19 protein-coding genes, 2 pseudogenes and 1 riboswitch are annotated in these 26323 nt (G+C 54.0%); of the genes and pseudogenes, 12 read left to right on the top strand and 9 right to left on the bottom strand.

Annotated features, from left to right (window positions below):
• Positions 1-552: 552 nt before the first annotated feature.
• From NZD89_RS19395 to NZD89_RS19385, 3 genes and pseudogenes are all read right to left on the bottom strand, one after another.
• Entirely contained in the window at positions 553-690 is a 138-nt protein-coding gene (locus NZD89_RS19395) for a hypothetical protein (protein ID WP_268004379.1), read from the bottom strand.
• A 1270-nt stretch (positions 691-1960) separates the two neighbouring features.
• Entirely contained in the window at positions 1961-2386 is a 426-nt protein-coding gene (locus tag NZD89_RS19390) for a helical membrane plugin domain-containing protein (protein WP_268004378.1), read from the bottom strand.
• Between the two features lie 67 nt (positions 2387-2453).
• Positions 2454-3235: pseudogene (locus NZD89_RS19385) on the bottom strand (alpha/beta fold hydrolase).
• Here NZD89_RS19385 and NZD89_RS19380 point away from each other — a divergent pair.
• Positions 3229-3801 (top strand): hypothetical protein, encoded by a 573-nt coding sequence (locus NZD89_RS19380; RefSeq protein WP_268004377.1) that lies wholly within the window; start codon positions 3229-3231, stop codon positions 3799-3801. The pseudogene NZD89_RS19385 and the gene NZD89_RS19380 overlap by 7 nt on opposite strands.
• 760 nt (positions 3802-4561) lie before the next feature.
• Here the strand turns inward: NZD89_RS19380 and NZD89_RS19375 are convergent.
• The 5 genes and pseudogenes from NZD89_RS19375 to NZD89_RS19355 form a co-directional block, all read right to left on the bottom strand.
• Positions 4562-5746 (bottom strand): Ger(x)C family spore germination protein, encoded by a 1185-nt coding sequence (locus NZD89_RS19375; RefSeq protein WP_268004376.1) that lies wholly within the window; start codon positions 5744-5746, stop codon positions 4562-4564.
• A 10-nt stretch (positions 5747-5756) separates the two neighbouring features.
• Positions 5757-6475 (bottom strand): annotated as a pseudogene (locus NZD89_RS19370) (GerAB/ArcD/ProY family transporter).
• A gap of 191 nt (positions 6476-6666) precedes the next feature.
• Positions 6667-7059, bottom strand: coding sequence for a spore germination protein (locus tag NZD89_RS19365; protein ID WP_268004375.1), 393 nt, complete (start codon positions 7057-7059; stop codon positions 6667-6669).
• A gap of 341 nt (positions 7060-7400) precedes the next feature.
• Positions 7401-7817 carry a CoA-binding protein gene (locus tag NZD89_RS19360; protein ID WP_268004374.1) on the bottom strand — a complete coding sequence of 139 codons (417 nt, stop codon included), beginning with the start codon at positions 7815-7817 and terminating at the stop codon, positions 7401-7403.
• Positions 7818-7918: 101 nt separating this feature from the next.
• On the bottom strand, positions 7919-8164 hold the full coding sequence (locus NZD89_RS19355) for a hypothetical protein (protein WP_268004373.1): 246 nt from the start codon (positions 8162-8164) through the stop codon (positions 7919-7921).
• A gap of 163 nt (positions 8165-8327) precedes the next feature.
• On the opposite strand from NZD89_RS19355, the gene argC reads away from it, so the two are divergent.
• The 3 genes from argC (at position 8328) to NZD89_RS19340 (ending at position 11473) form a co-directional block, all read left to right on the top strand.
• Positions 8328-9365, top strand: a complete 1038-nt coding sequence (gene argC, locus NZD89_RS19350) for an N-acetyl-gamma-glutamyl-phosphate reductase (protein WP_268004372.1) — start codon at positions 8328-8330, stop codon at positions 9363-9365.
• A 13-nt stretch (positions 9366-9378) separates the two neighbouring features.
• Complete coding sequence (locus tag NZD89_RS19345; RefSeq protein ID WP_268004371.1) at positions 9379-10197, top strand: acetylglutamate kinase; 819 nt, start codon at positions 9379-9381, stop codon at positions 10195-10197.
• A gap of 109 nt (positions 10198-10306) precedes the next feature.
• On the top strand, positions 10307-11473 hold the full coding sequence (locus NZD89_RS19340; RefSeq protein ID WP_268004370.1) for an aspartate aminotransferase family protein: 1167 nt from the start codon (positions 10307-10309) through the stop codon (positions 11471-11473).
• Positions 11474-11569: 96 nt separating this feature from the next.
• Here NZD89_RS19340 and NZD89_RS19335 read toward each other — a convergent pair whose 3' ends face one another.
• Positions 11570-12058, bottom strand: coding sequence for an N-acetyltransferase (locus NZD89_RS19335; RefSeq protein ID WP_268004369.1), 489 nt, complete (start codon positions 12056-12058; stop codon positions 11570-11572).
• A gap of 193 nt (positions 12059-12251) precedes the next feature.
• On the opposite strand from NZD89_RS19335, the gene NZD89_RS19330 reads away from it, so the two are divergent.
• From NZD89_RS19330 to NZD89_RS19295, 8 genes are all read left to right on the top strand, one after another.
• Positions 12252-16751 carry a glutamate synthase-related protein gene (locus NZD89_RS19330; RefSeq protein ID WP_268008548.1) on the top strand — a complete coding sequence of 1500 codons (4500 nt, stop codon included), beginning with the start codon at positions 12252-12254 and terminating at the stop codon, positions 16749-16751.
• A gap of 245 nt (positions 16752-16996) precedes the next feature.
• Positions 16997-18064 (top strand): ornithine carbamoyltransferase, encoded by a 1068-nt coding sequence (gene argF / locus NZD89_RS19325; RefSeq protein WP_268004368.1) that lies wholly within the window; start codon positions 16997-16999, stop codon positions 18062-18064.
• Positions 18064-19332 (top strand): argininosuccinate synthase, encoded by a 1269-nt coding sequence (locus NZD89_RS19320; protein WP_284285687.1) that lies wholly within the window; start codon positions 18064-18066, stop codon positions 19330-19332. The genes argF and NZD89_RS19320 overlap by 1 nt, the downstream gene beginning before the upstream one ends.
• Positions 19329-20705 (top strand): argininosuccinate lyase, encoded by a 1377-nt coding sequence (gene argH / locus NZD89_RS19315; protein WP_268004366.1) that lies wholly within the window; start codon positions 19329-19331, stop codon positions 20703-20705. Before NZD89_RS19320 ends, argH begins: the two co-directional genes overlap by 4 nt.
• A 192-nt stretch (positions 20706-20897) precedes the next feature.
• Positions 20898-22151, top strand: a complete 1254-nt coding sequence (locus tag NZD89_RS19310) for an aspartate kinase (RefSeq protein WP_268004365.1) — start codon at positions 20898-20900, stop codon at positions 22149-22151.
• A gap of 101 nt (positions 22152-22252) precedes the next feature.
• Positions 22253-22333, top strand: a riboswitch (ZMP/ZTP riboswitch).
• Positions 22334-22449: 116 nt separating this feature from the next.
• Entirely contained in the window at positions 22450-24036 is a 1587-nt protein-coding gene (gene serA, locus NZD89_RS19305; protein WP_268004364.1) for a phosphoglycerate dehydrogenase, read from the top strand.
• Positions 24037-24049: 13 nt separating this feature from the next.
• Positions 24050-25132 carry a 3-phosphoserine/phosphohydroxythreonine transaminase gene (gene serC / locus NZD89_RS19300; protein ID WP_268004363.1) on the top strand — a complete coding sequence of 361 codons (1083 nt, stop codon included), beginning with the start codon at positions 24050-24052 and terminating at the stop codon, positions 25130-25132.
• Between the two features lie 15 nt (positions 25133-25147).
• Positions 25148-26260: an HAD family hydrolase gene (locus tag NZD89_RS19295; protein ID WP_268004362.1), complete on the top strand. Its 1113-nt coding sequence runs from the start codon at positions 25148-25150 to the stop codon at positions 26258-26260.
• Positions 26261-26323: the final 63 nt, after the last annotated feature.

Here is a 26323-nt window from a genome sequence, read left to right as displayed (position 1 = left end):
TCTGCCACCGCTCTCGTGGGCATTCGCCCGTATCCAATCGTGCGTTCTGCCCATACGATACAGGGCATTAGGAACTGGGGGCAAAGAGGAGTTGAATCGATGGATAAGAGGAAACAATCTTCTCGGTACGTAGTGCTCGATTTAGGAAAAAGCATTTCCACTGATCTACTGGCAACGCCTTGTTCAATGTCTCTTGCGGTTCAAAGATCCCAAATTGATGGGTATCCCTATAGTTGCCTTAGCGTGAAAAAAGTAATTCCCTGTACGTTTAAGAAAGGCAAGTTGTATAAGTTGTGATCGTTGAATCCGTCTTAATTATTTTAGGATTTGGCGGTATTGTGTTTACTCGATGGAAACTAAGGGAACGGGTTCTAAAACGCACAAACCGTCATAAATCATCAAGGGAAGAAAAGAGGAGGACAATGTAGCCCCTTATACAGTTGATGGGGTATTGCGGCAGAACAACGAGGGGTGCAACGATGACCCCTCTTGTTGTTTGCCTTCGTGAACTACGCCCTGTGTTTCATCTCCATAACGCCATCCGGTTCCAGTTCAGCCACCTTTCATCTCGTGTTCCACAGCCATTTTGTGAATAGCCTCTTGATCCGTCCCAGCGTCGACAAGCGTATATGTTGGGTACCTGTGCGTAGACGCATCAACGTGTATTGCGTAGAAACTGTATGTAGCCATGCTACCTCCAAAAGAAAAAAGCCGCCCGAAGGCGGAGGGTAATGGTACCGCATTATATATGCTGTATAAATTCATCTGAGTATATCCTTTCGTATCATGGGTAAAACTAAATATGCGTGAAGCAATACAAAACAGGCCATCATCCTTCGGGGTGTAGCCTGTTTTGTATTGCTTCCGAAAATGAGAAAGTCTCACCCTGGTCCGCTGTCTCTCGACGCGCGTGGTGAGCTCTGTTGTTGATTTTAATATCCGCGTTAGTCTGGATTAAATTTATTTATATGGGCGTTTGCCCATTACGAAGCGTTGATTTCGCCCATACATTACGACATCTCGGAAATGAGAGGAGAAGCACGATGTCGATCAGGAAGAAATCGCGTTATGTTGTTCTTGATTTGGGAAGTAGCATCAATCCTGATGATTTATTCGAAACAACGTCAATGTCATTTGAGGTTCGTAGAGCGGATAATCAAGAGCGACCCTATACAAGGTATTCCGTGAAGCGTGCTATACCGTGCAAATACGAGCGGGGAAAATTATACAGGTGTTGATCAATCGCATAGCAAGGCGAGACCATTATTTTGACCCGGGGAAGGGCATTCGATTTTCTAAAATGAAAATCAACTGAGGCGTATCCTCCTTGCTAGCCCCTGCAGAAATGCAAGGGCACTTTTTGTTTCCAGGTGCAACACGTGTGTTGTCATGTACAGTGTTTTGAGCGCCCGAATTGCATTGTTGTCTGACGAATCATTTACTAGGACCCATACCTATCGCCAAGTAAATTCCTTCCAATACAACTAAGGTTGAAGGCGTTTTCCTTATTTAGCCGCATTTCTTGCCGTGTTGCCTAAAGAGTTTGTGGTACTACCAATTGCGTTCCCAATGGCGTTCGTACCGTTACCAACGGCATTACCGGTACTATTTGCGGCCCTTTGTGCGCCTTCACCACAACCCGTTACTAATAAAGTGGGGAGGACCAAACAGACTATGAGCCTACGGAATTCATTCAATTGTCTCCTTTACTGGCAATTCGCATAGATCGCATTTTTATTTTTCCGTGTGACAAACGTATTATGCATTTAGAAATAACAGCGATTTTCTGAACGATAATAAGGCTTTCATCTTAGGTTGGGGTATGTGTGTTAAATTAGCTTATGCACGGCGACTTTCCATTGGCCACGATGCGCGACTGTATTTCGTGTGTACATCTTCGTGAAAAGTAAGCCGTGCAACACAAACTTTTCATTGAAATTGTGGTTCAATTAGATACCATTTACTGAATATACTTTCTTCGAATATTTTCTTCTCGACGCTCGTTTATAAGGGATAGTAGCGCCTTCATGAACTTGAGGTTTCTTTGTACTGTGGGATCTTTAAACATTTTATACATACCAATCATGCCTATTTTGGAAGTGTCGCACTTGGCTCGTTCTTGTGCAGCATTAACTAAAACAACACCGTATTCCAACCTATCCTGAATAGGTTCGATATCTCCGAACATGGATTTTTCTAGGATGTCCGTCATTTCGGCATCCTTTAGTAGTGACTGCGTTAGATCGTACATTGCAGAAGTGATCTGCATCATTTCTGTTAGCTTTGGGAGCATGCGAATTGAAGTTTCAAGAAATTCTTTTACCTCTGGTTTCACTATTGAACCGAGTATATCAGAATGATTCTCATCAAATGAATGTTCAATCACTTCGTCTCACGCCTTTCACCGTAATTATGCGATAAAATTCTACAATTATACCTATCCCCACACGGGATTAAAAATTGCTCACCTCATGAGTCTTGACAAACTGTTCTACCCGTTCATTCAATGCATGGGAGGCTTTGGTCGGAATCTGATGTTTAATGTTTTGAACGAATGTCAGTTCACTGTTGGACAGTCGGTCATGCAAGAGACGGCCATAGGAATGAAATCCATGGTCTTCAACTCCATACACAAGTAATACGGGAACGTGAATCAACGCTAGACGATCTGTACAGTCGTAATGAAGACTGGCTTGGTAGTATTGTTCCATGTTTTTTGGATTGCCCAGCTTTGATTCCTGGTAAGTTTTCCACATCAACCCTTTGGTATCTGAATTGCTCCAGGAAAGTGATAAAGCTAGTGGACGTATTGCACCAATTCTTGTGGATATGATACCCAGCCGAATCCGAGTTGCCAGTCGAAAGTCATGTATTTCCGACATTCCACCAACTAAAATACCCCCTAAAGCTCGGTTAGGGTGCGTCAACAGAAACTCAAGCACGATGGATGCCCCAGTTGAGTAGCCACAAAGATACGCCTCTTTGATCTTAAGGTGATCCATCAAATGCCTTATGTCCTCAACGATGAGCGGATAGGTTATCGCTTGCTGAGAGGCTTGGCTTCTACCGTGTCCCCGTATATCGAATCGAACGGTTAAAAAATTCCGTGATAATCCCTCCATCTGATGAAGAAAACTTATGCTGCTTAATACAGGCGGGTGAACAAGGATTTCGGGGTTCCTCGTCCCATTTTTTCATAAAAAATATTAACGCCATTGAGTTGTGCACTTGGCATTCGGGTCTGCACCTAATTTCGACTTTGGACTAATAACTCTTACAGAAAGAGTCCCCAAAGCGCTCTGTTTTCATACACTACAGCCAAAGGTTAGAAAACCAATCTACAAAAGATGGTGGGTTTATCCCGTTGGTCTCGTGGTATTGCTCATCATTATCGGCGTTGCGAACGGGGGAAACAGTAACCCTAAAGCGTCCCAACCTGTGGTATCAGCTTCAACGGCCAGCACGCAAAGCACATCAACCAAACAAACTTCGGATCCTGTTCAAAAACAGTCTGCTTCACAACCTGACTTCACGATTAAAGTTACGGGTAGTTCCGGCGTACACTTTTCCGGTGATGTGATGGTTGCTTCTTCAGATGATTCGTCAAACTCTGAAACGATTTCCGCGTCTGTACCTAAAACCATTACGATTCAAAAGGCCGCAAAGATTTCTGTTGTATTTCAGAATCAAGGAGCAACCGGATCGTTCAATGTAGCGATTTATCACGACGGAACATTAGTTAAAGAGGGATCAACATCATCTCAGTACGGAGCAGTAACAGTTGCAAGCCAGTTGTATTGACCCATTTTGTAACGGTTCAGAACCCCACCCTGCTACGGATGGGGTTCTGATACCAGTTTTATGAATTTTGTAGATCGATGTTGCCCTATACCCTCATCTACAAATAAACTACAAATCCTCTACAAAACCCTTATCCTAGGACACCTTAAAACACACTTGATCACCGCATGTATACCGCCCTATGCGTTATTCCGTAGAACTCCGGAGCCAGAGGTCGGGGGTTCGAATCCCTCCGGACGCGCCACTTAAAACAGAAGAAACACCAGTTGCACCAAGGCTTCTCGGCCCACCCGAGGAGCTTTTTTTCTGTCCCGCGAGCTTGCTAAGAATTTTACGCAGTCGGCAAAACGTCCTATTTTTCGACGGATTATGCACGAGCAATGAGGGAGTCTATGGGAATCAATTGAGGGGGATGGTTTCCATATGAACATTTGGTCAGGCTCGCAACATAATCCAATCCCAAATCGGGACCTTGCACGTGAAACACTTGTTGCAACACCCATTGTCATTCGCCAGATGACACCTGAGGAAAGAGCCTGGGTCGAGTCACTGACGCCACCTCAGAAAAGGAGAAAGAGTGGGCCGTACTGGTGAGCATCGCGCTAGACGTTGTTGAGAGGACGAGGCGCGAGATAGATCCTATGAAAGAGGCACCACAGAAAAACCTCCACGATGCCAGTCGATATCGAGTGCGGTCGAAAGCGAGCGTCACTTGAGATGAGAGTATCGGCTGAACGATTCGCGGAAAATGGGGGAAAGCTCATTGCTTGACGTCATCTTCTTTCGACAGGAGTGACGGTCCGGTTAGTCCCACGCTTTGTATCGTTAAGTTTGCCTTAACCGAGATATCACTGTCAGCAAAATACTGATAGATTTGGGTATTTACGATGAATGAGTACGCCGAATCCAAAGGCGTCAAGCCTGTATTCCTTTTGCATGAAACATGGATTACTTGCAAAGCTTGCTGCTCAGCCTGTTTGTCCAGAGCTGCTTCCAATACTTTGACATTGTGCGGTTGAGATAAATCTAAATTTGTATTGTTTTCGCTAATTGCACCCTTACCAGTAAGGGTGACGTGAATATTCATGTGGTTTCCTTGCAGGACGGGGTTGATTTTACTTTTTAAGCTACTCATCTCTATTGCGGCGTTTCCCTTGGCTCCAGGGATGAAGGCAGTGACTTTATTCGTTTTCAGTTCCCCACGAATCCATCGTCGAGTGATCGAGTTCTTGAAGTTTAAATATCCCTTGAACTTTAAGTCTCTATCAAAAATCGCAAGTCCAAAACTTCTTATATTTGGAATGGGATCATTTTCGTCACCCTGTTTTAAACGATCAGAAGAAGCATCTGAGATCATTTTAAACGCAGGGAGAACAGGGGTGTCCCCATTACTGGACGCTGCCATTAAAAAATCCCGCAGGGTGACATCCGGTTTTACACCGATTGCCTGATGTATATTCACAGATGCGAAAGCGGGAAGGCGTTCAAGCGGATAGCTCTGTTTGAAAAAAGCATTCGCCGTTCCTCCCTTTACGATCATCAAATCTGTTCGGAGACGAACCGCAGGATTGCGACTGTATTCATCGATGACCTCTCCGATACCGTATTTCGCCAGACCATCCCCGATCAAGAGGATACGTCGCTGTCCAGCAAACCAAGGTCGAGACAACTTAGTCTGCATATTCAGCCCTGCCTCCTGGATATTATCGCCAACTCCTGTTGCAATACAAAAAGCGTTACCCTTGCTACCCCCACTTTGACCGGGGACTAATTTCTGAGGGATAGCAAACTGGTCCGTTGCCTGATACTTTTCGTCATCTGTAATATCCATTCCCCAGCCTAAAAGAAGAGCCCTGTCATTAATGTCTACACGGTCCCAGCAACCTGTCGTTAAGGACATTGTGATCAGTAAAATCACGCCAATTGAGCGTACTTTCTTGTGCATCGTGCACGTTTCACCTACTTTCCAACCTCTTCCGTATCGTGCCGACACCCCAAAGGAGGGTTGGAATGGCGAGGAAATCAACTGGGACGATATATGGGCTCCAGAATTTTTGTGGATAAATGACACTCACAATCACGTTGTTTGGCGGGAGCATCGCCAAGATGAGCATGATTGGAGCCGCGATCCAAAGAATGATTTTCCAATTCTTGATCCCCAACCATTGTGCTGAACCATAGGACAAAATAAACAAGTAGAGTGACAGTTTGACAAATACACTGAATATCCAAACCGCCACAATCACGACATCTAAATTTTGGATAAACCTCATCAAATTAATGAATTTTGTGGGACGCTCATGAGGGGGATAATCATCATGATCATGACGGCCTCTCCGAGAAACCCAAATGGATGTACCGCGCCTTTCATAATCGATACGAAACCGGAGTCGCTGTAAACTGGGAGTAATTGATGCCAATTGGCAGTATTGAGTTCGAGTACAAGGCTGACCAAAATCATGATACAAATCACTGGACCCATCATCTCACTGCATCGCGCAATTCCTTCAATTTCACCCCGCAAGGTCATATATACGCTCACCAACAAAATTGCAAAAATGAGCACAACTACGGGTGTTTTGATGAACAGCGTAATATGAATAAAGCCACCGGCCTCACGAAGGATAGCAGGTGTCACGGAATACCACATGACAAAGTAAGGTATGACGATCACGATGCCAAACCATTTGCCGAGAATGGTTTGGCTGTATTGAATGAGGGTTTGGCCGAGATTCGCATCATGCTGACCCTCTTTGTATGAACATGATTTTGGAGATCCGTTCGGATACGTTTGTCTTTATGACCAAACTGTTGCTCTAATTCTTTCGGCTAGGATCCGGCTTTTGTCCTCTTGAAACGCGCTGATTATTGTCGCTTGCAATGAGTGTAGGACGACCAGTCATGGCCCAATGTGGCGCCCGGATCAACACGTCGCCTGTCCAATTTCGTTTGCCCTACAGGGACCATCTGCTTCGTAAGCATTTCCGCGACAGTTCGAATATCCCCTAAACTGTCCGGTAAACCATGAGACATCAATGGATTCAAAATCATGCCTTCTAAGACTTTTGTATCAATCAGCCCATCGACGTATACTAGTAAGAGGCTCGAATGATGTTGAATTTGAACTTGTCGAAATACCACATCGGAGCAATTTTTAAAGACATCCATCAATATTTGTTTGTTTTTTTCAATATGCTCATCAAATACCTCATACTGGCGTTCGGAATCCGGGTGTATATCCGGGTGTAGAGGATTCAACGTGGTTCATCGTTTTTACATGTTTTGATTTCATCGGTTTCGGTTTCCGAGTCCGAACCTCCATTGATGAATCCTCCTGCTTTGTCGATTCAAGAAACGCCTATGCATTTCATACGGTTTCCTTTTTTGCTCATTTATGTAAAGAAGGAATCGTTTGCTTGGAGCTACAGAATGAACGGCCTGATGTGAAGGAACGCTATAGCAATTTGCGTCTCTTGACCTGCTAAGCGGGGGGAGAGGGGAAGGGTATGAGGCACGCCTAGCGAGAGACGCCTGCTGATGACGACCAGCAGGCGTCTTTTTTGTCTGCCTGTAGTACCGAACCGTAGAGTGCTCCGCACTCACTGCCGCACCAGCCGCGCGTGCTCCACTTTGATGCACTTGTCCATGATGATGGTCTTACCGTGCGATTGTGCTAATTGTGCGGCCGCTTCGTCGTGAACGCCCAGCTGTGCCCAAATGACTGGTGCCGACAGGCCGAGCGATTCTTGCACGACGCCCTCGAGCGCCGCTGAGTTGCGGAAGACGTCGATGATGTCGACTGCGTCGTCCAGCGCGGATAAGGAGGGAACAGAGCGGACACCTAGCACTTCCTTCGCGTTCGGATTGACGGGAATGATTTTGTAACCGTGCTGCTGCAGGTAGTGTGCGACCCCGTAACTCGGTCGATTTGGCTGGTCGGACAGTCCTACGACTGCAATGGTGCTCGCACTCGAAAGGATCTTTTCGATGACTTCGTCGGTCGGATTCTCAAACATTCCAGCACCTCCTATGTATCACCATACCATTATCATCCAGTTGGGTGCCAATCCTGTCGGATGGCACCCAGGTGATGTAGGGATGACGAGGTGGGAGTCACTTACATACTGCTCTCGCTTTCTGTGTAGTCATACGCAGAGTAATGGTAACTCGGGTAGGCTGTGCCCTCGACGCCATATGCCGTCGTCGTGGTCGCGTCGTAGTTGTAGTCGTAGTGCGTCATGGCGTAGCCCGTCGCTACGGGAGCCCCCACATACCCAGTTACCGGGCAAAGGAGGAAGAACAGCACGAAAATAATTAAGAACACAACAGCCCATCTTGTATATCCGCCGAATACACCCATCATGGTCGCCTCCTTCAGATGTACTGCATGGAATGATGGGACAAACGCCCGTTGATACGGACACCCGCACAGAAATTCGGGGGGTTTTGATCCTCTCGGAAATACTTCTCACTCGCTAGAAGTTTCGGTATACTGAATTTAAATTCACAATAGGGGATGTTTATACATGGACCGTAACCCGCGCGTAGGCGTCATCGGGGCGACCGGGTATGCCGGAATGGAGTTGGTCAGACTGCTGTTGCATCATCCGAAGATGGACCTGACCTACCTGGCCGGATCGCGAGAGCGGGACGAGGACTTCTCGGAACTGTTTGTGCATCTCGCGCACGCACCTGGCACCCCTGTCGAAGCGTTTGATGCAGACCAGTGCGCTGACCGGTGTGACTTGGCGTTTGTGGCGCTCCCATCTGGCGAGTCTGGCCGCATCGCAGGACAATTGTTCGAGCGCGGGATTCGCGTAGTCGATCTCTCCGGGGATTTGCGCCTTCCCCCGGACATCTATCAACGGTGGTACGACAAGGTCCCGGTCGCCGCGGCACTCCAGTCGGCGGCTGTTTATGGGCTGACGGAATTCAACGGGGCAAAGGTTGCAACTTCCAAGTTGGTGGCGAACCCTGGTTGTTACGCGACGGCCGCGCTCCTCGCGACAAAGCCGCTCGAATCGGCGGCTTTCGTGGATGTGTCTTCGCCGCTGGTCATCGACGCCAAGTCTGGTGTCACGGGTGCGGGGAGGAGTGTTAAGCCACACTTGCACTTCGCGGAACTCGAGGACGACTTTTACGCCTACAGAGTCGGCTCACATCAACACACTCCGGAAATTGAGCAGGCTTTGGGCCATCGCTTCTCGGTCGTCCTGACGACGCAACTGCTCCCGATGAGCCGAGGGATTTTTGTGAGTGTGTACGCGCGTTTGAATTCGGTCCCGACGTTCGACGACATCTATCAACGCTATCTCAATACGTATCGCGACGCTCCGTTCGTCCACGTCTTGAAGCCGGGACAACTGCCACATCTGAAGGCCGTGCTGGGATCGAACTACGCGCATATCGGGCTTTCGTTGAACGAATCCTCGCGACTGCTGCAGGTGTTCTGCGCGATTGACAACTTGCAAAAGGGGGCCGCGGGGCAGGCTTTGCAAAATGCGAATCGGATGTTTGGTTTTTCCGACACAGAAGGTCTAGCTGCCACGTCGATGTGGATGTAGAAGGAGGTGCGATATGCGCATTGTCATGAAGATCGGCGGCGCGCTCGACGGGCGTGGCAACGAAGCCTTGAGAGCCACGCTCGGGCAGGCGCGGGAAGGTGGTCACGAAGTGATTCTCGTGCACGGGGGAGGACCTGAGATCTCGCGGCAGTTGGCAGAGGCGGGCATCGATCTGCCGTTTGTCGACGGGTTGCGAGTGACGACGGAAGCGGCGATGCCGGTCGTCCTGCGAGCCTTGCAGCATTGCAACGCACAACTATACCACCAGTTGGATCCAACTGGCGATGTCATCGTCCCGTTTACGGACGGCACGACCGTCCAGGCGCAGTTCTGCGGACGGGACCGGGTGGGTGAAGTGAACGATGTCGTCACGCAACCACTCGTCGAACAACTGCAAAAACATCGCGTGCCGTTGCTACCTCCCTACGGCGTGGACGCCACTGGCCAGTTCTACAATCTAAACGCCGACACGACTGCGGCGCACGTCGCCAAGGCGGTCAACGCCGACAAGCTGTTACTGTGCACCAACGTGGCGGGCGTGTTTGCGGATTTTTCGCTTGGCGTCCAGCTGTACGACGTCACGCGGGAAGATTTGGAGCGCCACCTCGCCGAATCCGCGTTTTCCGCTGGGATGATTCCCAAAGTGAACGCGATGCTGTTCGCGGCCTCTCGCGGTGTGAAAGAGGTGTGGGTGGTCGATGGGGGTGACCCAGACAGTCTGTCATTCGCGCTGTTGCACGAGGCAGCGCCATTCGATCCCGCCCGCACCTCGCACGGGACTCGCTTGACCACGCGAACGCGCGTCGCTGGCGCCTCACGGGTGGCCAAGTAAATCGGAATTGAACTAGCCAACGATATCGGGCAGGCCGTGGGCCGCGCTGCGGTGTGGAATGCAGGGCGACATATGTTTTGGATAGAAGAGTGATCATGGAGGTGTACAGATGAGTTCGACGACCAATGCTACGTTAAGCCACGTGGATTCGCTGTTCAACAACTACGGGACGCGCAAACTCAGCATGGTGCGAGGCGAGGGTGTGTTTCTGTATGACGAGACTGGGGCGCGCTATCTCGACTTTACGGCAGGAATTGCAGTATGTAACCTCGGACACGCGCACAAAGGGTTGGCTGTGGTCATTGCAGAGCAAGCGCAAACCCTCTTGCATACGTCGAATCTGTTCTTAGTCCCAGGGCAGGTGGCGTTGGCGGACAAGTTAGCGGGCATCGCGGGGCTTGCAGAAGATGCGAAAGTGATGTTTGTGAACAGTGGGACGGAGGCAAATGAAGCCGCGCTAAAACTGGCCCGCAAGTACCACGCAGCGGTCGCGAAGACGAACCGCACGAAGGTCCTGTCGCTGCCTGGCGCCTTTCACGGTCGGACGATGGGCGCATTGTCACTCACGCCAAAAGCTGCATACCATAATGGATTCACACCGCTTCTACCGGACTGTCTGACTCCGAACTCGCTGGAGGATGTCCTCGCGGCCATCGACACGGACGTCGCGGCGTGTATTGTGGAAGTGGTGCAAGGAGAGAAGGGCGTGTATCCACTTCAAGCACAGTACCTTCAGGAGTTGTCCAAGCGCCTGCGAGAGGTCGGTGCGCTGCTGATTGTCGACGAAGTCCAAACGGGTGTCGGCCGCACGGGTACCTTCTTCGCATACGAACAAGTCGGCATTCAGCCCGATATCGTGACGCTTGCAAAAGGCCTTGGGAACGGCTTTCCGGTAGGAGCTGTCATCGCGCGCAAATCGGTCGCTGCAGCGTTTACACCTGGTGCGCACGGCACGACCTTTGGGGGAAACCCATTGGCCATGGCCGTCGGCAATTACGTGTTCGACACCGTGACGAAAACAGGGTTCCTCGAGGGAGTCAACCGTGTGGGGAAGGCTTTAGAGGAGGTGCTGTTGCGCCATTTTGAACATGTCTCGGGGCGCGGTTTGATGTGGGGGTTCGACGTGGCGGACGCCGCGTCTTTCACGAGCAGAGCCGCCGACAGGGGCCTCCTTGTGACACAGTGCAGCGACACGCGTATCCGCGTGGTTCCGCCACTCATTTTGGAAGAGTCACACGTGCAGGCCTTTGAGGAGATTGTGCAAGAAGTCATTTAATTATGCATAAAAAAACCATCCGAAGGAGAGGCTAGGGCTGGCTGCTTCGGATGGTTTGATTCGATGTGGTATCGCAGAAGGCGCCAATAAAAATTGTCACGCTTCTCTGATGGCTTGGAAAGCTTCGTAATGTTGTGTATAATATACCATGGCTACCTCATCGCAGTGGTAAAACTTCTTGCAGTAGATGCAGTCCTTCCAGACTTTATGTGGCAAACTCTCTTTGCGTACGACGTGGAAATTCAGCTTCTCGAAGAACCCCGTTTGGTATGTCAACGACAAAACTTGTGCAATTCCCAGTTGTTCCGCCTCGTGAAGGAGATGCTCAACGACCTTGCGTCCGACGCCTTGGCCATGTACTTGTGGATCTACAGCGAGTGAACGAATTTCTGCAAGGTCTTTCCAAAGCACATGCAGGCCTGCCACACCCACGACGCGACCATCCTCGACGGCGACGGTAAACGATTGTAAATGTTCGCACAAGGATTTGACGGTTCGTGGAAGCATGAGTCCATCATCCGCAAACTGTTGTATAAGTTGTTGCATGCTCTCGACATCGGCCGCTGCCGCTTTCCGGACTTCCACGCAAGGGGCCCCCTTTCAACCTTGCATATATTTATAACATGCGATAGCATTATTATTCAATATATCGTATATTATTTCAGTGTGGACTGTAGAAATTTTAACCATCAAATTCAGAATTGACGCGACGAAAGAGATAGTGTCAAACTATTTTGCAAAAAAAGGAGTGGCGAACGTGGACTTGAATGCGTTGTCGATGGACATTCACCGCGAACACGATGCATGCGGAATTTTTTCACAGATAGAGAAATCAGGTCAGCCTTCACATAACACCGTTCAAAACGGGCTGGACGCACTCAAGGCGATGCGGCACAGAGCCGGCTACGTCGCCGGTGAGGGGGACGGTTGCGGACTGTTGTTGGACATTCCGCGGGCTCTCTGGAAATTCTGGTTCGAAGCTGCCGGAATCGATACGAGCCTCGTCGAGTCACCTGGATTTTTCGTCGCACACATCTTCCTAGACTCAGATCAGGCTGCGCACTTACAGTCGCTCGTCGACGCTGAATTCAGCAGTCGCGATGTGAAGGTCTTGATGCACAAATTGGATGGTGCCAACCGTGCGGCGCTGGGGCCGATGGCGCAGGCGGTGTGCCCCGTGTTCTACCAGGTGGCGGGTCTCCTCGACGGCGCAAACGACGAACTGCTCGCCGCCCTGTTTACGGCGATTGACGACATTCACGGCGTACACGTCGCGTCGCTTTCCCACGAGAGCACCGTTTACAAGGTGATCGGAAACGATGAGACACTGTACCGCTTTTACTCGGATTTGCAAAATCCGCTGTTTAAGTCGACGTTTGTCCTCGCGCATACGCGCTACTCGACGAATACTGCGACGTCGTTTCCGCGCGTTCAGCCGTTTTCGTCGCTCGGGCACAACGGCGAGATCAACACGATTCTGCGCTTCTACACAGAGGCGTCGATGATCGGCGTGCCGGTCCGGCCGGACTTCAGTGATTCGCAGATGGTGGACAGAGCGCTTCTGTCGTTTGTCTCGGAGCGTCACTGGACACTGTTTGAGACCGCTGAGTTGCTGTTCCCGCCAATCGTCCACGAAATCAAGCAGATGTCGGATGAATTGTCCGATTTGTATATGTATTATCGCTCCATCTGGGGGCCGTTCGCACAGGGGCCTGCCGGCGTCATGATGCGGCACGGAAAGGCGGCAGTCTTCAGCGTAGACGCACTGGGTCTCCGCCCCATGTGGCTGGTGGAAACCGATACAGCCTACTGCTTTAGCTCGGAACAAGGCATCATCCCACAGTCCACGTGGGTGCGTGAACCGAAGCCGCTGTCGCCAGGGGAAAAGGTCGGCGTGAAGTGGGATGGTTTTGGCGCACAATTGTACCTCTACCACGAATTGCAGCAGGACGTACTCGAGTCTGCGAAGCGTCGGTTCAACTTCCGCGGGGAGCACCGGAGTCTGCACTTTGCAGCGCCCTACGGACAGAAGACGGAAGTCCTGCATCCACAGCGCGACGACAAGCCGCTCGACGTCCGCTCACTCGCATTTGGGTTCCGCGATGACGATATCAAATTGATTGAGCAAGAAATTCAAACCGGCATGGAACCCATCAAATCGCTCGGTTTCGACAGTCCACTCGCGGCGCTCTCGCAAGAGGCGACCCTGTTGTCCGACTTCATGCATGAAACGGTCGCCGTCGTGACCAACCCGGCCATCGACCGCGAGCGGGAGATAGAGCACTTCAGTACCCGCGCAGTGCTCGGGCGCCGCCCGTCGTTTGACGGACTCTACAAGGATGCGCCGCGGATTGAGGTCCATGCGCCGGTGCTGCTCGAGGAGCTGCCGAAGTCATATGGATTAGAGTTTCAGGACATGCAGAACCTCGCTCACCGCTACGGCACGATGTGTTACGAGGACGCCTTGGCACTTCTGCACACGAGCCCGCACGGCACGGTTGAAATTCTCATTCATCGCGAGGCCGAAGAGTCGGTAGAGAGCGCGCTCCAACGCTTTCAATTGGAGGCCCTCGAGGCGGTTCAAGCCGGTGCCAACGCCATCGTATTGGACGACCGACTGCAGTTTAAACGCGGTCATCATATCGATCCGTTCTTGGTCACGGCCGCCATCCACAAAGCGTTGTTGCGCCCCGCCAACAAGAACAAGGGCGAGCACCTGCGCCGCCGTACGAGTTTAATCCTTCGCAGCGGGGGTCTGCGCAACCTGCACGACATCATGGTCGCCGTGGGCCTCGGCGCTGACGCCGTCGTTCCGTACCTGTTGTGGGAAATAGCGGCTGCTCGAGGGGATATGCACGGTATCGAGAACCTGTACAAGGCGATTACCAAGGGCATTGAGAAAGTGATTTCGACGCTTGGCATTCACGAGGTCAGGGGTTATGAACGGCTGTTTAGCGCCATCGGCCTCTCAGAAGAGGTAAGCCAGTACCTCGGGATTCCGACCTTCTGCGGATCTGAGGACGCGGGACTCTCGTTTAGAAAGCTCGAAGCGCAGTCTGCACAGCGGGAAGAGTGGTACGCAGCGGCTGATCGGAAGTCCATTCGGCCGAACAAGTTATTCCAGCTCTATCCGCGCATCTGGAAGGCGGCCGGTTCCGTTGCGCAGGGAGACGTCTCCTACGAGGAGTACGTTTCCAAGCTCAACGCGTTTGAGACCGATAATCCGCTGAGTTTGCGGCACGTCCTCGGTTTTGACGAGCAACAGGACGCGGTGGAAGGTCCGATTGACACCACGGTCGATGGGCATCAGTACCCGATTTTGATCAGCTCCATGTCGTTCGGTTCGCAAAACGAGGTCGCGTACAGGGCGTACGCAGAGGCAGCCCACCGCCTGAATATCGTCTGTGTAAACGGCGAAGGCGGGGAGATCAAAGATCTGCTGACAAAATATCCGCGTAACCGCGGTCGGCAAATCGCCTCTGGCCGCTTTGGCGTCAACGCCGACTTGTGCAATGGGGCATACGTCTTGGAAATCAAGATCGGGCAAGGGGCAAAACCGGGCGAGGGCGGACACTTGCCTGGCTCTAAGGTCACAGTCCAAGTCGCCAACGCGCGGAACGCGACGCCGGGTGTCGATCTCATTTCGCCGTCGAACAACCACGATATCTATTCGATTGAGGACCTTGCGCAGGTCATTTTCGAGCTCAAGGAGATCAACCCCTTTGCGAAGGTCTCCGTCAAGGTGCCTGTGGTGCCGAACATCGGGACCATCGCCGTCGGCGTCGCAAAGGCTGGTGCCGATATTATCACCCTTTCCGGGTTCGACGGCGGTACTGGTGCGGCGCGTGCGCATGCCATCCGACACGTGGGACTCCCGATGGAAATTGGCGTCAAGGCTGCACATCAGGCGCTTTGTGAGGCTGGATTGCGCGACGTCATCGAGATTTGGGCAGACGGCGGCATGAAGTCCGGTTTTGACGTGATGAAGGCCATTTTGCTCGGGGCAAACCGCGCTGGATTCGGCACGATGGCGATGGTGGCCATCGGTTGCACGTCCTGTCGGGCATGTCACAAAGACACCTGTCACGTCGGTATTGCGACTCAGATGCACGACATGGAGGAGGCGACCGCCAAGGGGCTCAAGTCGTTTACGCCGCGTGAGTTCGAAGAGGCGACGCAAGAGCTCGTCACGTTCTTTGGCGCGATTGGCCAACACGTGGCGCAGTTGACGGCGAAGCTCGGCGCTAGTCGCACGCAGGACCTGGTGGGGAGAAGCGACTTGTTAGTACAACTTCACGAGGAGACGCGTGTCGACACCACTTGGTTGCGCTCCGTCAACGAGGTCTACGTCGGGCGTGGAACGAGTGTTCGCTACAGGACCTTCGAAGAGGCGTACGGCGACGTGCTGCAGGAGGTCGCATCGTACTCGGCCGCGACAGGCACGGATGGTGTCGCGGTTCACAGCGCGACGGCGAGTGCGGTGAGTGGCCGTCAAATTCAGGCGGTCCCCCGGGCGCTGGGAATTCGCGAGAGCGGGGAGACCATACGCAGCGGTCGCAACGGCGAAACGCGCCACATCGTGCACGACGGGGTGGCAGGTGCTGGGTTCGCGGCTTACCACACGGTCGGGATGACGAGCATTGCCTATGGCGGTGCACAGGACGGTGTAGGCAAAGCGGCGTTTGGCGGCAAGGTGCTCGTTCTCAAGCGCAGATGTGCCGATGGTCAGTGGCGCGGCGGCTCCGTCGGGAAGGGTCTGGCATACGGTGCTGGCCACGGTTTGTTTATCGTGCAAGGTGACGCGGATGCGCGCGCCGGGATTCGCCTTTCCGGCGCCGACATCATCATCGGCGGCGAAGTGACCGAACCTGTCCGCGATGATTTTGCTAGTATCGCCAGCCGCGCAAACATGAAGGGGTTTGCCTTTGAGTACATGACCGGCGGCCGTGCTATCGTGATGGGCGACCCAGGACCGTGGATCTGTTCGGGGATGACCGGGGGACGTGTCTACCTTCGATTCCAACCAGAACTTGGGCTGAATGAGACGGCTTTCCGCCGTCGGATTGCGAAGGGTGCCAAGGTAGCCATCCGTTTCATCGATTCCACCGGCGAGAAGGATTTGGTGGAACTACTCGGAATCTACCAACGCGAACTGCGTAAACAAGGTCAGGTAGAAGCTGCGAAGCGCCTGCAGCCGTTGATTGATCATCCTTCTGTGCACTTCATGATGATTGAGCCGGGTCACGATATAACGGACCAAGACATCGCGACGGAATAAGTGGGTCCATCGTTCGTCAAGTTTTATCCACCCATTCCGATATGTCACAATATCGTCATTTTCTTCACTGGGGCGCCAAACCCTCTCAACAGCGGGTTTGGCGCTTTTTTGCGTCCGTTTTTACAAAACAAATTGCATAAGGAATCATACAAGCATTTGATAACTATACATACATGTGTATAATAATACACAGGAGAACAGACGAAGCCAAATGCGGCTCGGAATATAGAGAGGAGTTTTGCGGAGTGGCGATATCGGAAGCGGCAAGCGCAGTGGGGCGGGGGTCTTCGACGGTTGTTCCACTTGGATATAACTATTTATCGGTACGGCTTCAGAATGCATTGTGGGAGGCACATCAATCGCTTTGTGGCCGGGACTTCCTACATTTCAGCGACGTTGGCACGAGCGAGCTCGAACGGCTCATCCGTCTCGCTCAGGTGCTCAAAGAGGCTCAGAAGAGCAATTTCACGCATCGACTCTTAGCTGGAAAGACGCTCGGTCTGATTTTTGATAAATCGTCCACTCGGACGCGCGTATCGTTCGAAGTTGGTATGTTGCAACTCGGCGGCCACGCTCTGTTTTTGCCCGGTAACCAGCTCCAGACGGGGCGCGGCGAACCGATTTCGGATACGGCGCAGGTCATGTCGCGGTACCTCGACGGCGTGATGATTCGGACATTCCGCCAATCGGATGTCGAAACGTTTGCGGAGTATGCGTCGATTCCTGTCATCAACGGTCTGACGGACGAGTTTCACCCGTGTCAACTGATGGCTGACGCGCTGACCATCCTCGAGCATATGGGCGGTCTTCAGGGCGTCACCGTGGCTTACGTGGGAGACGGCAACAACATGGCAAATTCGTGGCTACAACTCGCGCCCAAACTCGGCATGAACATCCGAGTGGCTACACCCCCAGGCTATCAGCCGCTGGCGCACGTGGTGGAAGAGGCGAAGTTCCACGCCGTGCACAATCACACGCAGGTGCTCGTGACGACGGACCCGCTTCGCGCGGTGGAAGGGGCGGACGTTATCTATACCGATACGTGGGTCAGTATGGGAGACGAAGCGGAAAGCGAAGTGCGGTTGAGTCGGTTTGAGGGGTACCAAGTCAACGAGGACTTGTGTGCGTTGGCAAAACCGGACTACATTTTCATGCATTGTCTGCCCGCTCACCGCGGGGAGGAAGTTTCCGAGTCCGTGATCGACGGAGATCACAGTGTGATTTTTGATCAAGCCGAAAATCGCTTGCACGCCCAAAAGGCGATTTTGGCTGCGTTACTGGCGGATGCAGGTGCATTTGGGGAGGATTTGTGATGAAGGAGAAACTCGTTCTAGCATATTCCGGCGGACTAGACACATCCGTTTCCATCCCGTGGATCAAAGATCACTACGGGTACGACGTGATTGCCATGTGCGTCGACGTGGGAGAGGGGAAGGACCTTGAAGCCGTCCAGAGCAAAGCGGTTCAGGTAGGGGCAATCAAGTCTTACAACATTGATGCAAAAGAGCGGTTTGCAAACGAGTTTATCGCACCGGCCCTGAAGGCCAACGCCCTCTACGAGGGCAAGTACCCGCTTGCATCCGCGTTGTCGCGGCCGCTCATCTCGCAGTTGCTCGTCGAGGTCGCAGCTTCGGAAGGGGCTGTCGCGGTCGCTCACGGCTGCACCGGCAAGGGTAACGACCAGGTTCGCTTTGAAGTGTCGATTCACGCGCTCGCTCCCGATGTCAAAGTCGTCGCACCCGTTCGGGAATGGGGCTTCACACGCGACGACGAAATCCGCTATGCGCACGAGCATGGGGTGCCCATCCCGGTAGATTTAGACAATCCGTTTAGCATCGATGCGAACTTGTGGGGCCGGGCGATTGAATGTGGCGTCTTAGAAGATCCATGGCAGGCTGCTCCAGAAGCGGCGTTTGAGTGGACGGTGGCGGCTGAGGCGGCACCTGACGAAGCAGAGACCGTCGTCATCGGGTTTGAACAAGGCGTACCCGTCTCGCTCGACGGGCAACCGTTAGCGCTCGCCGAGCTCGTCGCACAGCTGAACGGAATCTGTGGCAAGCACGGTGTTGGCCGGATCGATCACGTCGAGAACCGCCTCGTCGGCATCAAATCGCGCGAGGTCTACGAGTCACCCGCCGCGCGCGTCCTCATCAGCGCGCATCAGGAGCTCGAGCATCTTACGCTGACGAGAGAAGTGCTTCAGTACAAGATGGGGTTGGAACTCGAATACAGTAAGCTCATCTATAACGGGCTCTGGTTCTCACCGCTAAAAGCGGCTTTCGACGCGTTCATCGACTCGACGCAGGCGCACGTCACGGGAGAGGTGCGCGTGAAACTGTACAAAGGGACGGCTCAGGTCACAGGTCGCCAGTCAGCCTATTCTCTCTATCGTCACGATTTGGCGACCTATACGACAGGTGACAGCTTTGACCACATGGCGGCCGTCGGCTTCATCTCGCTGTGGGGGCTCCCGACGACGGTCCATGCGGCGCTTCACGCCGACAGTGAGGCGGCGCCGAAGCTCGAAGGGCTTTCCGTTTCTGTGGCCGAGCTTCCGGTGAAGGAGGGGACGGTCGTATGAAGTTGTGGGGCGGACGATTCGCGGAAGATACCAATGCATTAGTCCTGAAGTACACGGCCTCCATCTCGTTTGACGAGCGCCTTTGGCCGTACGACATTCGAGGTTCCATCGCGCATGCGCGAATGCTCGCGGATTGTGGGATCATCAGCCCTGCAGAGGGGCGGCAAATCATCGAGGGCCTGGAGTCTCTGGCTGCTGACATCGAAGCGGGTGAGGTTACATTCGCCCTCGACGACGAAGACATTCACATGAATATTGAACGCCTTCTGACCGAGCGCATCGGGGCCGTCGCAGGGAAACTGCATACAGCCCGCAGCCGGAATGACCAGGTGGCGCTCGATATGCATATGTTTGTTCGCGATGCGGTCTCGTCGATCGCGGACGGCGTGAAGGAACTTCAAGCGGCGCTCATCCGTCAGGCGGAAACCCATCTCGGTGTCATCGTGCCTGGGTTTACGCACTTGCAGCGCGCGCAGCCAATCCTGCTCTCACACCACTTTCTCGCATACGTATGGATGCTCGAACGGGACAAGGCGAGACTGTCGTTCCTCGGCGAGCAGGTCGACCGCATGCCGCTGGGTGCCGGGGCGTTGGCGGGCACTACGTTTCCAATCGACCGCCAGCAAGTGGCCAATGAGCTCCAGTTCTCGTCCATCTACGAGAATTCATTGGATGCGGTGTCGGACAGGGATTATCTGCTTGACCTCTTGTATTCCGTTTCGACTATCATGACGCACCTCTCACGATTGTCAGAGGAGCTCGTCTTGTGGTCGACAGAGGAGTTTGGCTGGGTGGAGTTGGCGGATCAGTACGCGACTGGATCGAGTATGATGCCGCAGAAGAAGAACCCAGATGTCCCGGAGCTCATCCGCGGGAAGTCGGGCCGGGTGTTCGGGCACCTCGTCGGCATGTTCACCGTGCTCAAGGGGCTGCCGCTGGCGTACAACAAAGACCTGCAAGAGGACAAGGAAGGTGTGTTCGACGCCATCGATACGGTCCTGCCGGCGCTCAAGTTGATGGCGGGGACCATCTCCACGATGCGCATTCGCGAGGGGCGCCTCACAGACGCCTTTGCGCGCGACTTCTCGAACGCAACCGACCTCGCCGACTACCTTGTCCGTAAAGGTATCCCGTTCCGCCAAGCGCACGCCATCGTTGGCCAACTGGTGCAATTGGCGATTTTGCAGGGGACGAACCTCTTGGGGCTCGATTTGGGCATGATGCAGGCGGCGGCAAGTGTCATTGAGGAGGACGTCTACGAACTGCTGAGGCCTGAATCGGTCGTCGCCGCGCGGCAATCCCGGGGCGGTACCGCGCCGAGCGCAGTGAAACTGCAACTGGCGCTCGCCAAGGAACAGTGCGGCGTGGAGTAGACGCTTGGCGACACGGATGAAAAGGCGCTAGTGAAACGTTTACATTTCACCAGCGCCAGATTCCCCTTCACCATTCCTTCCGAACTGCGGTATGATAAGCGAAATGAATCAAAGTGATGATAGAAACGCGGTGTCTGGGAGTGCGAACAGAGCGATTTTTCTCCGGGCGCCTCAACTAGGGAGTGGAGTGGCGTGCTAGTAGTTCAGAAGTACGGGGGGACGTCGGTCGGCTCGACTGAGCGCATCCGCCTTGTCGCAGAGCGCATCCAAAGAACGCTTGCGCTCGGGCATCAGTGCGTGGTGGTGGTGTCCGCGATGGGTCACAGTACAGATGCGCTGGTGGATTTGGCGAAAGAACTCTCCGACCAGCCCGACGCGCGGGAGATGGACAGCCTGTTGGCCACGGGCGAACAAGTATCTGCGAGCCTTTTGGCGATGCGGCTCGCACACCTGGGGACGCCGGCGCAATCCCTGACGGGGTGGCAGGCGGGCATCGAAACGGAGCGCGTGCACGGGAACGCGCGCGTGACTTCCATTGCGACCACCCATTTAAAGAGCCTGCTCAGTCAGGGGATCACGCCGATTGTCACAGGCTTTCAGGGGATTGCAGAGGGACATGTCACGACGCTCGGCCGCGGCGGGTCGGATACGAGTGCGGTCGCTCTGGCGGCGGCGCTCGAAGCAGACGCGTGCGAGATCTACACCGATGTGGATGGGGTGTATACGACAGATCCGCGCGTGGTGAAGCAGGCCCGCAAGTTGGCACACGTGTCCTACGACGAGATGTTGGAACTGGCCAATCTCGGCGCACAAGTGCTACACCCCAGAGCCGTCGAAAATGCGAAGCATTTTTCGGTTCCGTTGGTTGTTAGGTCGAGTTTTTCCGAGGAGGAAGGAACATCCGTCGTGGCTATTACAGAGAATGCATTGGAAGACCGTCAAGTTGTCACAGGCATCGCGTTTGAACGCCAAGTCGCCCGCATCGCAGTCATCGGCGTCCCGTTGGCGCAACACGGGTTGGCGACCATTTTTTCTGAGTTGGCTTCGCACGGGGTGAACGTGGATGTCATCGTCCAGAGCGTGGTCGAGGTGGCGGCGGTAGACGTATCCTTTACAGTGAACGAACCGGATGTGAAACAGGCGGTTGACATCGTGGAGGGGCTTCGGTCAGATCTCGGCTACACCGCTGTGGAAAGTCAAACGGATCTCGCCAAGGTGTCCATCGTCGGCGCCGGCATGATCAGCAACCCGGGCGTGGCCGCGCAGATGTTTGTGACCTTGCGCGATGCGAACATCGCCGTTCACATGGTGAGCACGTCGGAAATAAAAGTGTCCTGCGTGGTGTCCGCGAGCGAAGTAGAACGCGCGGTCAAGGCTCTGCATGCCACGTTTGTCGAGGCAGATGCAGAGGCGAGCTTGACGGGGGCGGGATCGAAAACAAAGTAAATCTGAAAAATTCGTGAGAATATTGCATGCTAAGCGCTTTCATGGGCGGACCGCATCTTGACCAGAGCGGTCATCGTCTATAGTCTGAACTATATAAATAATTCACGTTGCATGACTGGCGGAAATGTGGTCAACCACAGGGGAGTGCGACGATAGACAAGCCGGCCGCCTGGGCACTCGTAGTTTCAGAGTGTCCCGGTGGCCTTTCTTGTACTTGAATCCACCCTGACGATGCTCTCGAAGCACAAGTCAAGACAGTCATACCGTGTATGTTCACGAGGGGAGAGAAACGGGACACATGCTAAAGATTCTCGTAACAGATGATATCGCGAAGATGGGTGTCGAAGTACTCGAATCGCTGCCGGACGCCTTGGTTGAGGTACGTACAGGCTTGTCCGAATCGGAGTTGCTCGAGGCGATAGAAGACGCCGATGCGCTCGTCGTTCGTTCTCAAACGACGGTGACACAAGAGGTCATCCGGGCTGCGCGACAGCTCAAAGTTATCGGCCGCGCCGGCGTTGGCGTGGACAACATCGATTTGGAATCCGCCACGAAGCGCGGCGTGCTCGTCATCAACGCCCCGGATGGCAACACCATTGCCGCCGCTGAACATACATTCGCTATGATGATCAGTCTCGCTCGGCACATCCCGGCCGCCAATCGGGATTTGCTCGGGGGAAAATGGAATCGCAAACGTTGGGTAGGCGTCGAACTGCGGGGGAAGACGCTGGCTGTGCTCGGTATGGGGCGCATTGGAACTGAGGTGGCCAAGCGCGCGAAAGTGTTCGGGATGAACGTGGTCGGATTTGATCCGTTCCTCACGGAAGAGCGCGCTACAAGTCTCGGTATCGTCAAGGCAACACTAGACGATGCCGTCGCTCAGGCTGACTTCATCACCGTTCATACGCCACTGACGAAGGAGACGCACCACATGATCGACAGTGCCCGTCTGCGCACGGTCAAACCAGGGGTGCGGATTGTCAACTGTGCGCGTGGTGGCATCATCGATGAGATGGCACTTTGTGAGGCGTTAGAGGACGAGCGCGTCGCTGGGGCCGCGCTCGACGTGTTTGAATCGGAGCCACTGCGCGAAGACCACCCGCTGCGCCGGTTCGAAAACGTCATTTTGACGCCGCACCTGGGTGCGTCTACGGTCGAAGCCCAGGAGAACGTAGCCATTCAGGTGGCTGAACAGATTGTGCACGTGCTCAAGGACGAGCCGTTTGAACACGCGGTGAATCTGCCGAGTCTAAGTGCGAAGCAGAAAGAGAGCCTTAGTCCCTATTTGGCACTCGCCGAGAAGCTCGGATTGTTTGCCGCGCAGCTCGCACAAGGGGCTCCCTCAAGCATTCGCGTGACGTATACAGGTGACGCGTCCGCGCCAGATGGTGGGTATTTGACGCGGACGGTTCTCAAAGGTCTACTCGGATTTCAGTACAGCGATGATATCAACTACGTAAACGCCTTGCGCTTCGCCGAGGAGTCTGGGCTTCGGGTGCAGGAGGTTCGCGAGACGCGGGGCCGAGTGTACACCAACGAAATTTCGCTTTCTATCGAGACCGAAAACGGTTCGCATCACCTCGCTGGCACGCTGTACAGCGAATCGGGGCCGCGTATCGTCGAGCTCGACGGCTATCCCATCGACATGCCGAGTGAAGGCGTCCTGCTCTTTACGCGGCACAAGGACCAACCGGGGATGATTGGCCGAATCGGTACGTTCCTCGGAGACGCACAAGTAAACATCGCGGGCATGCAAGTGGGACGCCGCGAAAGCGGCGGGGAAGCGATTATGCTTCTCGCGGTCGATCGCTCCGTGTCCACCGACGTCATCAAACAAATTGAGCAAGTTGACGGAATTTCGATGGTTCGTGCCATCGAGCTGTGAGGGGGGATGTCTTGTGAAGCGGATCGACAATTTTAATGCGGGCCCCTCTGCGCTGCCCTTGTCCGTGTTGGAGCGCGTTCGCGAGGAACTGGTCGACTATCAGGGAACGGGCATGAGCGTCATGGAGATGAGCCATCGCAGTGCTGCGTACGAGGCGATTCACGACGCAGCTGAGGCGAAGTTGAGGCGTTTGCTGAACGTCCCAGACGATTTTCGGGTGCTCTTTCTCCAGGGTGGCGCGAGTTTGCAATTTGCGATGCTGCCGATGAATTTCCTGGGCCCCGACGAAACGGCACTGTACGTATTGACGGGGGTCTGGTCTGAAAAGGCAGCTCAAGAAGCGGTGCGGTTTGGGCATGTGGTGGTGGACGACCAGGCGAAAGCAGAAGGGTACACGGACGTTCCAACGCAAGTCATGCGCCCGGCGGACGTCGACTTGCGCTACGTCCATGTGACGTCGAACAACACGATTTACGGTACGCAGTGGCGCGAATTGCCGGTGACCGACAGCCCGCTGGTGATCGATATGTCGAGCGACATCCTCTCACGCCCGGTCGACTGGACGAACGTCGGCGTCGCCTACGCAGGTGCGCAAAAAAACCTCGGGCCGTCCGGTGTCACGGTGGTATTCGTTCGGGATTCCTTCCTGGCGCGGGCCAACGGCGACGTGCCGACGATGCTCGGTTATCCGACGCACGTGAAACAGCGGTCCTTGTACAACACGCCGCCGACGTTTGCTATTTACATCATGGGCCTTGTCCTCGACTGGATTGAGGAACAGGGCGGCGTGGAAGGAATCGCTGCGCGCAATCGCGAAAAGGCCGGTTTGTTATATCGGGTGATAGACGAATATCCGGACTTTTATCTGGGACACGCCAAAGAGCGGGCGAGATCGGACGTGAACGTGACCTTCCGCCTGAGGGATGATGAACTGTCAGCTCGTTTCCTGGCGGAGGCCACAAAGCGGGACTTTGTCGGGGTAAAGGGGCATCGTTCCGTTGGGGGTTGCCGCGTGTCCTTGTATAACGCCGTTTCTGTAGAGTCGGCCACCCGATTTGCGACGTTCATGGAGGATTTTGTTCGAGCGCATCGATGATGATGGAGGAAAAACATGTTTACCGACGTTCTGTTTGACATCGACGGGGTGATGCTCAGTGAGGAGCGGTACTTTGACGCTTCGGCGCTGACCGTCAACGAGCTGTTGACTAGTTCCCGCTTCTTGGGGCTTCAATCCGTGGCGGGGGCGTATCGCGCTGACCTGTCAAATGACGATATCGCCGCGGTTCGACAAGCGGTTTTCCAGCGCGATACGGTGCTTGAGAAGTTGAAAAACGTAGGCGTAAACGCGAATTGGGACATGGTGTACCTGGTGTTCGTGAGTGAACTCGCACACGTCCTAGGATCCTGTGAAGCGGTGCCACAGTTCAAACGCGCCGTGGTGGATGCACTTCGGGATGGGTGGTCTGTTGCGGCGATTCAGTCGCTTGGTTCGGCCATCCGCCAAGACGCACAGCAGCAGGTGGTGTCCTACGACCATTACGATCACCTGTATGGTGGGGCGACCACGCGCGACGAGTTATTCGATCGTGCGCGGACGGTGTTTGCGACGGCTTTCGGCCTTGAACTGGATGATCACGCGCTGTGGATCATCGGCCAGGAGGCGTTTCAAGAGTGGTACTTAGGGGATGACTACACGCGCGCTTCGACTGGGAAGAAGGGTTTCCTGACGAGTGAAATCCCGTTAGTTCAGCCGGCGCAGTTCCAATCGCTTTTGAGCGATTTGCTGGACCGCAAAATCCACCTGGGCATTGCCACAGGTCGCCCATTCACGGAGACGAAAGTGCCACTTGAATTTTTCGGCTGGTGGAAATTTTTTGACGAGGCGAAAGTGTCGACGGCCTCGGACGTTCTGTTCGCAGAACAGCAGGTGCCAGAGGCGCGGCCGCTGTCCAAACCGCACCCGTTTTCCTACCTGCGCAGTCTGACGGCGAACCATGATCCGGCCGCGTTGCTCTCGACGAGCCTACCGCTAGAAGGCAAGCGAGCACAGGTGCTGATTGTCGGCGACTCCATCGCGGACGCCTTGGCCGCGCAGCGTTTAGGCGCATCGTTCGCGGCAGTGCTCACTGGATTAGAGGGTGTGGCGGCGCGCCCGAAGTTTGAACAGTTGAACGCGGATTTTATACTGGAAGACGCCCTGCAGGTGAGCGCCCTGTTCACTTGATTGCCCTCGGGTGACAAAAGGAACACCGACTGTAAGGCGCGTGAAACAGAAGCGAGAAAGGCT

Origin of the sequence: Alicyclobacillus fastidiosus (assembly GCF_026651875.1) — a bacterium.
GTDB classification, from domain to species: Bacteria; Bacillota; Bacilli; order Alicyclobacillales; family Alicyclobacillaceae; genus Alicyclobacillus; species Alicyclobacillus fastidiosus.
The sequence above is the reverse complement of the archived record's forward strand: the minus strand, read 5'-3'. Positions and strand labels throughout refer to the sequence as shown.